Raw genomic sequence first — 15,707 nt, forward strand, 5'->3', positions numbered from 1 at the left:
TTTTTATGAAAAAGCATTGATTTATTCTACAACAACAGTTACAATACTTCGTGCTGGAATAGACCAAACAGTTGAATTATCGATGCTTTCTTTTGGCGATAAATTATCTGTTGATTCTGCTGAGGTTTGATATAGTTTACCTGAATAATTAGATTTACCATCAATTTTTACATTAATTGGAATATCAATGGTTCGTTGATTTACTAATACTACAACATATTTTGAATCGTCTGGTTTTTTATACGCAGATACTAATAAGCCATCAATAGATTGTTCAATAGATTTATTATCGGATCGGTTTAAGTTAATTCTTTGATATCCTTCTTTAATAAAGTATGAATAGTTTCCTAAAGCCCAAAGTAATTTAGAATCATATACTTCACCATCAAATTTATTTTCGTCTATATAAACTAAACCATCTTTATAGTCATAAGGACTTACGGCAATCCACCATTGCCATGAGCTTGCATTCGCAACAGTTAAATCAGTATGAATAACTTTACCTAAATAGAGAGCGGGGTCGATACCTAAATCTCTACCATTTCCTTCTACCTGTGAATTATTTTCAAGTAGACAATATTCTGACATCCAAAATTCAAGAGAACTATCTGTTTGTTGAATTTGATCTTTTACACCTTGGCGGGTATTAATTAAAGTGGTGTTTCCAGAGGTTGTATAATAGCTATGACCACAAATTTTATGTGCAATATTGTTTAAGTCTCCCACGTAATTGGAGGAACTTGCATCAAAAAATTCTTGAATGTGAGAACCTCTTCCACTTTTATTAGAATCTTCGTATAGGTAGTTTAATTGTGCAGATTCTGCTATTTCAATTTTAGTATTTAAATTTTTGCTTTCAATTTTAGAATCTAAAATTTTAGTAATAGCTGCTATTTCAGAATTTAACCAAGGAGTACCTTCTTGTCCGCCTGTCCAATCCCATTGGGGTTCATTAAAAGGAGAAATATAGTTAAAAGTAATGCCTTCATTGTCTCTAATGTTTTCAATAACATTGGCTAAAAAATCGGCATAACTATTATAATTAGCGGCATCAAGGTTGGCTGAAGAACCGCCAGAAGAATGAGCTTTTCCATTTTTAGTAAGTACAATTGGAGGGCTGTTTGAAAAGGCAGTAAACTCATTAACACCTCTTTCTTTTGCTGCTTGCAAAAACCAACGTTGGCCTTCTTGCGCATCCCAATTATAACCACTAGAAGTTAAGAATGATTCAGCTCTACGCCATTCATCGCTTATACCGCTATCACTTCCTTGTACATCGCTACCTCCACCAATATTAAAACGCCAAGTGCTTAAACCAATACCTTTTGGTTGTCCGTTATCATCAGTTTCAGAACTAAATAAATAATCAGCGATTTGATTTCGTTTTGCTAAAGGCCAGTTTTTTCCAACAAATTGTGTACTCCAAGCATCGGAAGCCCCAAAACTGTGTATGGTTTGATAAACAGTTGAAGGTTTTAATGTGATGGTTAGATAATCTGAAGATGTTCCGCCACCATCCGATAAATCATCATTTGAGTTGGAACATGCCGCGATGCTTAATACTAGCAATAATAAAATTGCTAATACATTATAAAGATTCTTATTTTTCATACTTTTTAGTAATGAGTGTTATAAATAGTAGTTTTGTTTGTTTGATATAAAAGATGTTTATATGATAAATACAAACATCTTTTATACTAATTTTTAGTATTCAGGGTTTTGTGTTATTCGTCCCTGAGATAAATTAATTTCAGATATTGGTATAGGAAATAAAGTGTGTGCTTCTTCTTTATAATACTTACCTTCGTCATTTCCCGCATCATATTCATCTGTACTTTCATATAAATTGTAATTCATGAAATTATTCATGGCATCAGTTAATCTATCACTTCTTTTTAAATCATAGTAACGGTGTCCTTCCATGGCTAATTCCATTCTTCTTTCGTTATATATAGCTGTAATTAAACCTTGTCCGGTGGCTGAGATGTCGTCTAATCCAACTCTAGCTCTAACTTTGTTTAATGAAATTAATGCAGAGTTTTCGTCTGAATTATAATATGCTGCTTCTGCATGCATTAATAATAAATCGGCATATCTTAATAAAATATGGTTTAAAGGTGATCTTTTATGTTCAGATTTTTCAGGACGATCTTCAGAATTTAAAAAGTATTTTCTATTAATTCTTCCAGACATATTTTCGGATGGTTGCGTATTGTATGAAGGATATTCTTCGTTGACATAGTCACCTTCTTTTATGATGGTATAATCTCGTCTAGGGTCATCTCCCATAAAATTATCTAAATGACTACTTGGAGTGGCAAATCCCCAACCTCCATCAGCTCTACTTCGAGTTAACACGGGTAGAGCATTACCAGTGTCATAAAGGTCATTATATGAGTTTTGGATTTCGAAGATGGAACCATTGCCATTTGGGTTTGCTACGCTCCATACATCTTGAAATGCATCGTTTAAATTATATTCATTAGAGATAATTACTTCATTGGCTAAATTTTGAGCATCTATATAATTTTTTTGATACAGTGCTGCTTTTGCCAAATAAGCAATGGCGGCTCCTTTGGTAGCTCTTCCTTTGTCTGCTGAAGCTTGTTCTGATTTTAAAGGTAAATAATTTAAGGCATCATTTAAATCGCTTTCAATTAGTGCCCAAACTTCGGCTTCTGTAGCTCTTTCTAGGTTTGCGTCGCTTACAGATATTGGCTCTGTTAGTAAAGGAACTCCTCCCCAATTTTTTACTAATTCAAAATAAAAAACGGCACGTAAAAACTTGGCTTCTGATACAAGAGCATTTATTTCTTCATCTGTAATTGGAGCTTCTGGAATTCTTGCAATAGCAAGGTTGGTTCTAAATATTCCTTGGTAGGTATACCTCCACTTACTATCTAACCATTCGTTTGAGGATGTAATGTTAAAATCGGCTAAGTTTCCAAAATCTCTTTGGTCGCCTTCATTAGAATTTCCTTTAAACGCATCATCAGAGCAAATATCTCCAACTAACCAAAAGAAATCTGTTTCCCACCAGTCTTGTGGACTTAAAGAAGCATAACAGCCCAAGATAGCCTTATTGCTTTCGGTATAATTAGAGTAGTATGTATCTAAATTTTGTTTTCCTGTTATTTCGTTATCTATATAGTCTGAACAAGAAATGATGTTAGAACCTATAAAAAGAAATAGTATATATTTAATAATTTTCATTGTGTACATTTTTAAAATTAAAACGATAAGTTAACACCAATATTAAAAGTTTTTGGTAAGGGGTAGTGTCCCCAATCAATACCACTTTCTGTAGCTGATCCACTAATATCTGGGTCTAAACCACTAAAGGACGTTAAAGTAAATAAGTTTTCACCACTCATATAAATTCGGGCTCTTGTAAAGCCTAAGCTTTTAATAATGTTATCATTTAATGTATAGCCTAATTGTAAATTAGTGAGTCTAATAAATGATCCGTCTTCAATATAGTAGTCAGAATATCTAAAGTTTTGATTTGGATCATCATTTGATAAACGAGGTTGAGAGTTTGTAGAACCTTCTCCACTCCATGCTTTATCTAATAAACCAGCATACGAGTTATAAGTGCCACTGCCACTCATTAAATATGGGTTTAAGGCATTTAACATATCATTTCCATATTTACCTGTAAACAAAGCGCTTAAGTCAAAATTGTCGTAATTGAATTGCATATTAAATCCAAAAGAAAAATCTGGAGTAGGGTCTCCAATAACTTCTCTGTCATCATCATCTAAAGTTCCATCACCATTTAAATCTTTAAATCTAAAATCACCTGGCTGTGCATAAGGTTGAATAATATTCCCCGAGTTATCAGAATGGCTATTAATTTCTGTTTGATTTTGGAATATGCCATCTGTTACAAAACCATAAAATAAACCAGGAGTTTGACCTTCTGCCGTGTATGTTAAGCTATTTAAGCGTTGATGATTTCCACTCCATATAGCTTCTCCATCTGCTAATTCAACTACTTTAGCATTGTAACTTGATAAATTTAGTGTAAATGAAGATTTCAATTTATTAATTTGTTTTTTGTAAGTTATACCTAAATCGAAACCTTTTGTTTCAAAGCTACCAACATTAGCCCATTGAGAGTCGTATCCTGAGCCTAAGTATGCAGGAATGCTTTTGGCCATTAACATATCGTGAGTGGTTCTTTTATAAACATCAAAATTTAAATTTAAACTGTTGTTAAAGAGCCCTAAATCAATACCAAAATTTAAATCCTCTACTGTTTCCCATTGAATTGACGGGTTGCCTACGTTTTCAGGAGCTGTTCCTAAAACAATATCTTGATTGTCACCTAAGGTATAGTACTCGTCGCCTATGGTGGTTAGTTTTGCATTTGCCGGAATAGAATTTCTGTTGTCATTTCCAATTTGGCCCCATCCTACACGGGTTTTTAATAAATTAATCCAGGATATATCCTGCATAAAATCTTCATTAGAGGCTACCCAAGCTCCAGATACAGAAGGGAATATGCCCCATTTGTTGCCGTTAGGAAAAATGCTTGAGCCATCTGCCCTTACCGTGGCTGTTAGTAAATATTTACTTTTGTAAGAGTAGTTTCCACGTCCTATATAGGATATTAAGCTGTATTTTTCATTATTTCCTGTAGTGATAAAGCCTTCAGTTGCAGCATCAAGATATCTTAAATCTGGGTGGTTACTGGGTATGTTTTCACCTGTGCCACTTAGTGTTTTTTCTGTTTGAGATTCTAAAATAACACCACCTAAAAGATTAAAGCTATGATTGCCTATTTCTTTATTGTAGTTAACAGTATTATTCCAAGTTGTATTTAATTTATTATTATGAGTTCTTCCAACAGCATTTACTTCTAATTTGTCATTTTCTTCTATATAATAATCTGGAGAAAACCAATTGTTTTCCCACGCACTATAATAAATACTAAATTGAGATTTAAAGCTAAGTCCATTAAGGACTTCCAAATTTACATAGAAGTTTCCTACTGCTCTAGAGTATTCAGTATCGTTATAAGTTCTTGCTAATTGTCCTATTGCATTTGGGACATCTGTAATAGTTGGAGAAAAAATGCTGTACTCATTTAGCCCTTCTCTTTCATAGGTAGCTAAATATGGGCTTGTAACAGGTTCCAATCTATGGGCGTTCCACACTAAGTCTGGTCCGTTTTCAGTTTTTGAGTTAGCAAATGTAAAGTTTTCTCCAATGGTAATTTTATCGCTTAACTTGTATTCGGTATTTAAACGAGCAGTAACCCTATTAAAATCACTTCCTTTTACAATACCTTCTTGATCTTGGTAAGAAATACTTGATGATATTTTAATGTCTTCAGTGGCTTTTGCAATAGATAAATTGGCGTTGTAAATTGCTGTACTTTGTGTAATTTCATTCCACCAATTGGTTCCATTGCCTAAAGATTCTGGATCGGAATAAATTAAATTTCCACCATCATTTAAACTTGCAGCATTTAAAATATTAGCATACTCGGTAGCGCTAGCTAAATTTGGATTTTTTGCTACAGATTGTATACCTGTATAAGCATCAAAAGAAACAATTACTTTATTTGTTTTAGCTTGTTTAGTTCGAATTATGACAACTCCGTTTGAAGCCCTAGAACCAAATATTGCTGAAGCAGATGCGTCTTTTAAAACCTGAACACTTTCAATATCTTGAGGTGATAAAAAGTTAATATCATCTAATGGTACATCATCAACGACATATAAAGGTGTATTGTCTCCTAAAGTTGAAATACCACGGATAGTAATTGTTGAAGAAGCTCCAGGTTTACCGCCGTTTGAAGATACCTGAACACCTGGTAATTGCCCTGATAGGGCATCTTGAATATTGGAGACAACTCTTTTTGAGAGTTCATCTCCTTTAACGGTTGAAATGGCACTCGTTAAATCTTTCTTTTTTATAGATCCATAACCTATTAATACAACTTCATTTAATTCTTCTGTACTTTCTAATAAAGAAACATTTATTGTAGATGCGTTTCCTATAATAACTTCTTGAGATAAAAAACCTATATATGAAAAAACTAAAGTGTCTGTATTGTTTGCAGAAATAGAAAAATTTCCGTCAAAATCTGTTACAACGCCTTTTGATGTCCCTTTTAATAAAACGGTAACACCAGGCATTGGCTCTCCGCTTGAACTTACTGTTCCAGTTATTTGTTTTTCTTGAGCGAATATTGAACCTCCTATGAGTAAAAATATACTCAAAATTAAAGAAGGGAATGTTTTTATTAGCTTCATAAATGTATGATTTAGTTTTATTTATTTTTTATTTTTTTAATATCCTATTTCGAAAATACTTGATGTTTTCGAAATAGGATATTAAAGTCTAATTGTATTGGTGAATAGTTGCTCTTAATAAAAAGTAGTCGAACGTGATGGTGTATGTTCCTGCTTGATTCTTAAATTTAAGATCTTGTGATCCATCTCCTGTTTTACATTTAATATAATTTACGGGTAAAATAGTTTCTCCACCAACTTCAAAACCACAATCAAAAGGCGACCAACCATCTGTTTGTCCAATAAATTTTAATGAAGTATCTTCTGTTATTTCAACATTAATTGTAAAAACATAGGGATTTCCGTTACTATCTTTTTCCATAGGAATGGCATCAGCAGGGTTCCAATCTAAATCATACCCAGCAAATCCATTACCCATTAAATACATATTTTCTTTTACATCAACATCTACTTCCATTTTTTCGTAAGTATATTCCAGTGTATAAGGGTTAAATTCTACATGATAGTAGCCTTCTTCAGGAAATTCAATAGTACCACTGTCTTGTGAATTAATGATTTTAGAACTGTCGTTTGGATCTGTACCCCAATTATTAGGTTCCCAATCTAGTTGACCAATGAATTTTACACCATTACCCATGGTATAGTAAAACTCTAAAACAAACCAATCATTATTATCTGGATTTTTCCACATTTCAGTTGCTTTGCTAGGGTCCCATTCATACCATGTAGAAGTGCCAACAGCATACATATTGAATATTTCATCTTTTTCGCCAACAAGAATTGTGGAGTATACTGTGGTAGTATTTCCCGTTTTATCAATACCAGTAGCAGTAAACTCAATTGCACCAGATATTCCTGTTAAAGGTATTTCAACTGAATCAGTAAAGTTGTAGTTAAGAGTATTATCTGGCATTTTTAACTTAACTTCATAATCTAAGCTTTCAGTTTTTACAATAATAGAATCAAGCACTTTATTATCAGAAAAAGCTATGTTTAATTCAACTAAATCACCAACAGTATTAGAAGAGCCGCTAATTGGCGATATAAAAGCTACTTGCGGCAATGTCGTGTCATAATCTAAAGATACAATTACATCATAAGTTGTAATGTTTCCTGCAATATCTGTAGCTGAAATTTTTATAGTATGTGAACTATTTGGTTCTTCTTCTTCAGGTACTAAAAATTTATAATTTAAGTTATATTCTTTTAAAGGTTCGTCAAATGTGATGTTTTTGTCTACATACCAATTATCGTAATTAATGTTTATGTTTTCAATACCATTATCATCAGAAATGGTTCCTTCAAAAATGAACTCTAATCCGGGAGCCGAGCTGATACTCGTTATTAAATTAGAAAAATTAGGATTTGTAGCATCATTTATTTCATTATCATCATCGCATGATAAAAAAATAAAAAATGAAAAAAATACAGTGGATAAAAATATCCGTAAGGATTGTTTAGTTATCATTTTAAAAAATTTAGTTTAGAAATTTAATAGGATAAAACTAATGATATTGTATGTTTAGCTAGAGGTGAAATTTGCTCAAAAATAAGGTGCTATTTGCTCAAATTAGTGGTTATTTCGCTGAAATTGCTATTATTGAATTAGATTTGTGGTTTTTAATAAAAAAAAATTGAAGTATTGAGTAATTCGAAATTTATAATTAATTTTTTCATAATAGTTGGTAAAAAAATAACATTAATTACATTATTAGTAATTAATGTCAATTTATTTGCTCAAGATAAATTGCCGCCAAAATTAAAATTCAATACAATTTCAGTAGAAGATGGTCTACCAAATAATATTGTTAATGCTATTGTTCAAGACTCTGTTGGACATATTTGGATTGCTACTAACGATGGCTTATGTAGATTTGATGGTGAAAATTATAAAATATTTAGACATTCCATAGAAAACAAAAATTCAATTTCTAATAATTTCATTCAATCTTTATTTGTTGATAGTAAGGGTGATTTGTGGATTATGACAGATCAAGGATTAAATATGTTTGATATTAGTACAGAATTATTTGAAGTTTATTTAGCTAATGGAAATAGTGGTCTTAGCCATAACAGTATTACATCCATGGTTGAAAGACGAAACGGAGAATACATTATTGGTACTTATGGAGGTGGGGTAAATATTTTAAAAAATGGAAAATTTATACAGAACTATAAGCAAGGAGACTACTCTGGTATTTCTTCAAACTTAATATCATCTCTTCAAATACAAAATGATAGTATTTTGTGGGTTGGCAATTGGAAAGACGGCTTGAATAAAATTAATTTAGAGTCAGACAAAGTAACAAATTTTAGTTACGGCCTTAATCAAATAACTTCTTCAGGAGGCATTAATGCTTTATATTTAGATGCTGAAGATTATTTATGGATTGGAACCAATGCAGGTTTAACAATTTACAACACAAAAAAGGATGAGTTTTTTAAAATTAATTCTGAAAAATCTACTACATTTTCAGATAACGACATTTTAAGCATTTTTGAGGATAATGATGGTGCTATTTGGTTAGGAACCCGAAATGCTGGAATTATAAAAGGTAATAGAAAAGAAATCCTTTCTAAAAAAGAGAAGCATATTTTTGTTAATTACTTGCCAAATAATTTTGATGATAGTGTTAATTACCGCTCGATTAGTTCTTTTTATCAAGATAATCAGAATAATATATGGATAGGAACTCATTTATTGGGAGTTAATATTGTTAACCCCAAAGGCGAGAACTTTCGATTTTACAACAATCTGGCTAAAGACGATAGTAAATCAAGTACCAAAAGCACTTGGGGAATTACTGAAGATATTAATAATAATATATGGGTAGGAACAGATGGGGGCGGTTTGTATAAATTCAATCCATTTACTAATAACATAGCATACTTTTTGTCAGATCCTTTAGACAAAAATTCTATTAGTGATAATGCCATTTTAAGTTCTTGTTTTGATAGTAATGGTAATTTATGGATTGGAACTTATGCAGGGGGCTTAAATGTAATGAAATCAGGAACAAAAAACTTCAAACACTATAAAAAAGGGCTTTCAAATAGAAACTTAAATAGTAATGATATCCGTGTAATTTTTGAAGATAGCAAAAAGCGCATTTGGATTGGAACCAATGGTGGTGGATTACATGTTTATAGGCCTGAAACAGATGATTTTACTTTTATATCTGAAGTAGGTTGGTTAGATATTAGAGCTATAACTGAAGATTTAAATGGAAACTTATGGATTGGCACTTTTGGAAATGGAATTTTATCGTTTAATTATGAAAAAAATATAATTGAAACATATCCAGAGTATGATAACCTTAAGGCACATATTGTGTTTGATATTGAATGTGTTTCTGAAGAAGATTTATGGATTGCTACACGATTTAAAGGCCTAATACATTTCAATTTAAAAAATAGAAAGATAAAACAATATACAGAAAATAATGGTCTTTCTAATAACACGGTTAAAGCCATAGTTGTAGAGTCTAAAACAAAATTACTATTAAGTACAAATGATGGAGTAAACTTATTTAATATTGAAAAGGAAACGTTTGATAGTTTTGTTTCTGCAAATGGTGTAAGAATAGGTTCATTTAACGATAATTCTGGATTTATTTCAAAAAATGGCTATGCTGTTTTTGGAGGTATTAACGGATTAAATGTTTTTTATCCTGATGAAATTTATAAAGACTTTAACCCCTTAAAAATTATATTTACAGATTTCAAATTATTTAATAAATCTATTGAGGTAAGTAGTGAAGTTAATGAAACCCCTTTAAAACAAAGTCTTTCTAAAACAAATGAGATTGAATTAAATCATGATCAAGATGTTATAACAATTGAATATGCTGCACTTAACTTTCCAAGTTCAAAAGGAATCAACTATGAATATATTTTAGAAAACTATGATACGCATTGGAATAAAGTAGGAGATAACACATCGGCAACATACAGAAACTTATCACACGGTTCCTATATTTTTAAAGTAAAATTAGCTCATGATACAGAAAATAGTAATGAGCAAATAACCCAACTTAAAATAATTATTCAACCACCATTTTGGTTAACCTGGCAAGCTATTTTAGTGTATATTATAAGTATATCATGTATTATTTTTATTTTTTTAAAATATTATGCAGATCAAATTAAACTTCAAAATTCACTTTATTATACTCAAATTTTAAGAGAACAAGAAAAAGATTTAAATAAAGAACGATTTAGATTTTTCACAAATTTTTCACATGAACTTAGAACACCTTTAACTTTAATATTAGGTCCTATTACCGACATACTTAGCGAAGGGAGAAAAAATGAAAACACAAGTAAATTAGAATTGATTAAAAGAAATTCTCAAATTTTATTAGAACTTATTAATAAAATGCTTGAATTTAGAAAATCTGAATCTGAACATAACCATTTAGAAGTTGGTTACTATAATTTCACTAATTTTTTGAAAGAAGTTTTAAGCAATTTTAAATTTTATGCTGTTGAAAAAGAAATTAAATTTAATACTGAAATAGACAAAGATTACCATGCTTGGTTTGATTATAAAAAAATACAACTCGTAATTTTTAACTTGTTATCAAATGCTTTTAAATATACGCCTAAAGGCGGTGAAATTACTATATCTGTTCAAGAAGATTCAGATACTATTTTACTTGAAATTTCAGATACAGGTTTAGGAATTAAACAAGAATCACTTGACTCTATTTTTAATTTGTACTATCATAAGGATAACCCTAATTCTATTGAAGGCACAGGTATAGGCTTAGCTTTATGTAAAAAGTTAATGGACCTACACGGTGGTCAAATTTTAGTTGAAAGTATAATAGGGAAAGGTTCTTGTTTTAAAATTGAATTATTTAAAAATAAAGAGCATTTTACAAAAATAAAAAATGTTGAATTTGTTGATTCTAAAGATTTTGTTATAAAAAAACCATTTATTGATACTTCTGATATTATGCAGGAACCACTTGTGGATTTTAATATTAATAAGCACGACAAGGTGGTTCTTGTTGTAGATGACAATAAAGATATAATAAACTATTTAAGTGAAATTTTGTCTAAAAGATTTAAAGTGGTATCCGCAATAAATGGGAAAATTGGAGTAGAAAGAGCATTTGAAATAATACCAGATTTAATTATTTCGGACGTTATGATGCCAGAAAAATCTGGAATGGACTTATGTAAAGAACTAAAAAACTCTGAAAAAACAAGTCATGTACCAATTATACTATTAACAGCTAAATTGGGAGATGCAGATAAATTAGAAGGCGCAGAAATTGGTGCCGATGATTATATTACAAAACCTTTTGATTCGAAATTTTTATTAGCTAGAATTGATAATTTGTTTGAGAATAGAAAAAAGATAATTAATTTTTATAGTGAATCAATAAAGGATAATTCAATATTTATAACAGATAAGTATGAAAATGTTGAAGATAAGTTCCTAAAAAAATTAGAAAAATTAGTTCTTGAAAAACAGAATGGTGATGATATTTTAATTCCAGAAATTGCAAAAGAATTAGGTTTTAGTAGATCGTCTCTTTATAGAAAAGTTAAAGCAGTAACAGGTGCTTCAATAAATAGTTATATAAAAAAAGTTCGGTTAAATAAAGCTGCAAACTTATTACTTCAAAATAATGTAAATGTTTCGCAAGCAGCTTTTGATTCAGGGTTTAACGATATTAAATACTTTAGGCTTAGTTTTAAAAAGCAATTTGGTATTACACCATCAAAATACAAAGAGGCAAAAAGAAATAACAAAATTTAAAAACGTAATGAAAGTGGTTTTATATATATTTTTTTAATTGTTTAAAAAAGTAATAATGGTATTAATAGTGTCTTTTAAGTGTTCTGGTAGCGTCTTTTTTTTCCATGGATGTGAAGCTCCAAACACATGATTAGCACCTTCTATGACTTTAAATTTACTTTTAGGGTTCCATTTATGAAGGTTATTGGCTTCTTTAATTGAAACACTTGTGTCTTCACTACCATGGAGGATTAAATGTGGGATTTTTAAATTTGAAACTGCTCGCTCAATGGTTAGTCGGTTTTTGTTTTTTATAAAATCCTCATAAAATTGATAGTAATGGGGCATTTGTTGTTTGGTTCGTCCATTTACAACAAATTTAACACCTTTTTTTTGCCAAGATGTTATGTTGGTTAAACTTCCCATTCTATTGGCATAATCTGATACGCTTGCCAAGGTAATAAGTTTTTTTATTCTAGAATCTTCTTCTGCTTTAATGGCTACTATACCTCCTCCACGGCTATGACCTATTAAAGACAGGGTTTTAGTATCAGCTTCTTTTTTTAGATCATCATTGCTGCAAATCCAATCTATAACCACTTTTAAATCATCAAGTTCTTTGGTGTAGTTGTTATTTCCAAAAGCCTCTAAATCTGGAAAATCTATAGGTTGATTACTTGTGCCACCGTTATGTGAAAAATTAAACTTTATAAAAAAGAATCCCGCATTCGCGAAGGCAGCAGCCATCAAATTCCAAGCGCCCCAGTCTTTAAAACCTTTGTAGCCATGGCAAAAAATAATGATCGGCTTGGGTTTGTTATTTTTTGTATAAAAAATATCTGTAAGTATAGGTTTTGAATGACTACCCTCAATAATTATGTTTTTTGAAATGATCATTATTAAACGTCTTTTTCAATGAATGGTATATTGATACTACAAATTTCTAAAATTAATTTTTTTAATTCTGAAGTAAAATCTTTTAAGGTGTCTTCCGTTACCAATTGTTGCTTGTTTTTATTATTTTGAGCATCTTTCTTTCCAAATTTAATAAAACCAGCATTCAAATTTTTAAAGGAAATAATACCGGCTTCAACGGGTAATTGGATAGTACCGTATTTTTGCATCATGTAGGCGTAACAAAGCACTTGAAAACTTTTGCTGAATTTATCATAATCAGTAGTAATGGCTTCCCAGTTTGTTATTTCTACTTTACTTTGTTCTACTTTACCTGTTTTGTAATCTATAATTCTTGTAATGCCATTGTATTGGTCAACTCGATCTACTTTACCTGTTATGTGAACTGGAAAATCTAATTCAGGAATATTAATGCTTACTTTATTTTCGGCTTCAATTGCTATTATTTTTATTTGGTTTCCTGCTTTTAAATCTTGAATTTCTATGTTTAAAAAATTAAGAACATAGCGCTTAGCAATTTCAAAAACAATGAGGTTTTTACCTTTTGTTATGTCACCTTCCTTGTATTCATTTGTAAAATGGAAGGTCACTTTTTCTTCTATTTGAGTTTTTAGTTTTTTAATTATTTCAATAGTTAAAAAGCTGTTAACAAGGGGTTTGTAAAAATCTTCAAGTGTATTGTGCACTACCGTTCCAAGGGTATTAGCTGCAATGGTTTCTTCGGCATCATCATGCTCTTTTATCTTCAATATTTTTTGATAATAAAAACTTAAGGGATTTCTAATATAACTGGTAAGTGATGATGGTGAAAATCCTTTCTCAGCAATAACTTTGAGTCTATTAATAACATCTGGTGTTTTTTCAACATTGTTGGAGGTAGCTTTTATGACAGGTACTTTTGGTGTTATTATTTGATGCGAAATATTATGAATATTTTCCAATTCAAGTTGCGTTATAAATCTACTTTTTTCTCCGCCAGTTAATACATCAATTTCTGTATTGTAGATAATGTAAACGTTTTTGGCTCGCTGCAAAAGTCTATAAAAATGGTAGGTGTAAACAGCATCTTTTTCTTTATAGGTTGGTAATTTATTCTCAATTTTAACATCAAAAGGAATGAATGAGTTGTTACTTTTTCCTGAAGGTAGAATACCCTCATTTACAGAAGAAATAATAACGGTTTCAAAGTCTAAAACCCGAGATTCTAACATACCCATAATTTGAAGCCCTTCTAAGGGTTCGCCTTGAAAATCTAAAGTTTCAGAACTTAACAATTCTTTGTATACACTGTGTAAAGTCGAGACGTTTTTAATGTGATTGTATTCTGAGTTCAATCGTGTTAATTCATTAAACAAACTATTAAATTTGAATAAATATTCCAATGAAAGTAAATGAGCTTGTTTGTTTTTGTCTAGATGATTTTTAATAAATAGAATAAGTTGTATACAGTTTTTTAATACAGTATCAATGGACTTATCCCAATTATAAAACAACATATTTATAATATCACTACTTAAATTTGAAATGTTTTTTAATCGTTGTGTATTTAAATAAATTATATTGTTGACGTTTATTGTATCAATTATTTTTGAGGCATGGTCTTCACCATCTACATAAAATAACGGTCTAATATATTGATGTGATAATACATTTATAACGTCTTTGTAATAAAAGGAATCTGTGGTGTTTTTATGAATTTGAAATAATTGTTCAAATAAGGATGCTAATGGAATTGAATTTAGCGGAAATCCCATTGTTATATTTAGTGCATTTATATTATTAGGAAGTGAATTTAGAACGGGAACCAATAAGTTTTCATCTCCAAGTATCACAGCTGTATGATCTAAAGAACCTTGTTCTTTTTTTATATTATTTAATAATGAACCAATATATTTTGATTGACTTATGTTTTTTGGAATGCCATAAATATGAATATTTTTTTCTTTGGAATAATTTTCTGTTATCCAATTAAAAGAATGATTTTTAAAATAAGGCCAATTTTTTTTATGTTGTCTTGTAAATAAACCTGCATCATGTTTTGGGTTGTTAATAAATACGGAGTCAATATCCCAGTAAATTTTAGCTAATTTATTTTCCAATAAACTTTGTATAATAATTTCTTCAGCAGAATTTAAGGCATTAAAACCTAAAAAAACATGAGTGTTTTTAGTATTATTTTGAATATAGGTTTTAATATTTTTAGCAGCCACTCTATAAATAAGCCCTTGGTAGCCAATATTATTACTTAATAATACCTCGGTAAATTTTGAATAGTAGTTATTAAGACGGTGCCAGAATGCTAAATATTTTTTTATAAAATCTGTTTGATTGTCTTCAATAGACCAATGTTTTAGGTCTTGAATATCACTTAAATATTCAAAAATGCTTTTTTGAGGTATAAGATATCTATCTATCTCATTAAAATCTTGAAGTAGTATCTGCGCCCATTTAGAAAATGATTCAAAGGAATCTACATGATTTTTATTTGAATTGAGAATATAAACATTGTAAAACTCAAATAATAGTTCAGTATTTGAAACCGCTTTAAGCCCTGAGAGTTCTTCAACAAAAGTTTCAATACTAATTATTTTAGGAGAAAAAATAGTCTGTTGCGTAGCCTGTGCTATTTGATGCTTTAGAAAAAGTCCAGCCCTTTTACTTGGCAATATAAAAGTTAGTTCCGATAAATTTTCTTGATTATTTTGTAAATCTTTTAAAACATCAAAAATGAAAGTTGTCATTGTATAAAAATAAAAAACGCTTCGGATATCCGA

At 30.2% G+C, this 15,707-nt stretch carries 7 protein-coding genes; 1 reads left to right on the forward strand and 6 read right to left on the reverse strand.

Annotated features, from left to right (window positions below; all coding sequences use genetic code 11):
• Positions 1–21: 21 nt before the first annotated feature.
• From APS56_RS11335 to APS56_RS11350, 4 genes are all read right to left on the reverse strand, one after another.
• On the reverse strand, positions 22–1,611 hold the full coding sequence (locus tag APS56_RS11335) for a glycoside hydrolase (protein WP_054728175.1): 1,590 nt from the start codon (positions 1,609–1,611) through the stop codon (positions 22–24).
• 93 nt (positions 1,612–1,704) lie between these two features.
• Positions 1,705–3,213, reverse strand: a complete 1,509-nt coding sequence (locus APS56_RS11340; protein WP_054728177.1) for a RagB/SusD family nutrient uptake outer membrane protein — start codon at positions 3,211–3,213, stop codon at positions 1,705–1,707.
• A gap of 17 nt (positions 3,214–3,230) precedes the next feature.
• Entirely contained in the window at positions 3,231–6,266 is a 3,036-nt protein-coding gene (locus APS56_RS11345; RefSeq protein WP_054728179.1) for a SusC/RagA family TonB-linked outer membrane protein, read from the reverse strand.
• An 88-nt stretch (positions 6,267–6,354) separates the two neighbouring features.
• Positions 6,355–7,734 carry a SusF/SusE family outer membrane protein gene (locus APS56_RS11350; protein ID WP_054728181.1) on the reverse strand — a complete coding sequence of 460 codons (1,380 nt, stop codon included), beginning with the start codon at positions 7,732–7,734 and terminating at the stop codon, positions 6,355–6,357.
• A 174-nt stretch (positions 7,735–7,908) separates the two neighbouring features.
• Between APS56_RS11350 and APS56_RS11355 the strand changes: the two genes are divergently transcribed.
• Entirely contained in the window at positions 7,909–12,039 is a 4,131-nt protein-coding gene (locus APS56_RS11355; RefSeq protein ID WP_054728183.1) for a hybrid sensor histidine kinase/response regulator transcription factor, read from the forward strand.
• A 33-nt stretch (positions 12,040–12,072) separates the two neighbouring features.
• Here the strand turns inward: APS56_RS11355 and APS56_RS11360 are convergent, their stop codons facing one another.
• A complete protein-coding gene (locus APS56_RS11360) occupies positions 12,073–12,915 on the reverse strand; it encodes an alpha/beta hydrolase family protein (protein ID WP_054728185.1) in 843 nt (280 codons plus the stop codon).
• A gap of 2 nt (positions 12,916–12,917) precedes the next feature.
• Entirely contained in the window at positions 12,918–15,674 is a 2,757-nt protein-coding gene (locus APS56_RS11365; RefSeq protein WP_054728187.1) for a PD-(D/E)XK nuclease family protein, read from the reverse strand.
• Positions 15,675–15,707 lie beyond the last annotated feature (33 nt).

The organism is Pseudalgibacter alginicilyticus (assembly GCF_001310225.1).
GTDB classification, from domain to species: domain Bacteria; phylum Bacteroidota; class Bacteroidia; order Flavobacteriales; family Flavobacteriaceae; genus Pseudalgibacter; species Pseudalgibacter alginicilyticus.

Excerpts from the sequence above, each read along its gene's own strand:
- APS56_RS11340 (WP_054728177.1), bottom strand. The coding sequence starts at position 3,213 with ATGAAAATTATTAAATATATACTATTTCTTTTTATAGGTTCTAACATC.
- APS56_RS11360 (WP_054728185.1), bottom strand. The coding sequence starts at position 12,915 with ATGATCATTTCAAAAAACATAATTATTGAGGGTAGTCATTCAAAACCT.
- APS56_RS11350 (WP_054728181.1), bottom strand. The coding sequence starts at position 7,734 with ATGATAACTAAACAATCCTTACGGATATTTTTATCCACTGTATTTTTT.
- APS56_RS11345 (WP_054728179.1), bottom strand. The coding sequence starts at position 6,266 with ATGAAGCTAATAAAAACATTCCCTTCTTTAATTTTGAGTATATTTTTA.
- APS56_RS11335 (WP_054728175.1), bottom strand. The coding sequence starts at position 1,611 with ATGAAAAATAAGAATCTTTATAATGTATTAGCAATTTTATTATTGCTA.
- APS56_RS11365 (WP_054728187.1), bottom strand. The coding sequence starts at position 15,674 with ATGACAACTTTCATTTTTGATGTTTTAAAAGATTTACAAAATAATCAA.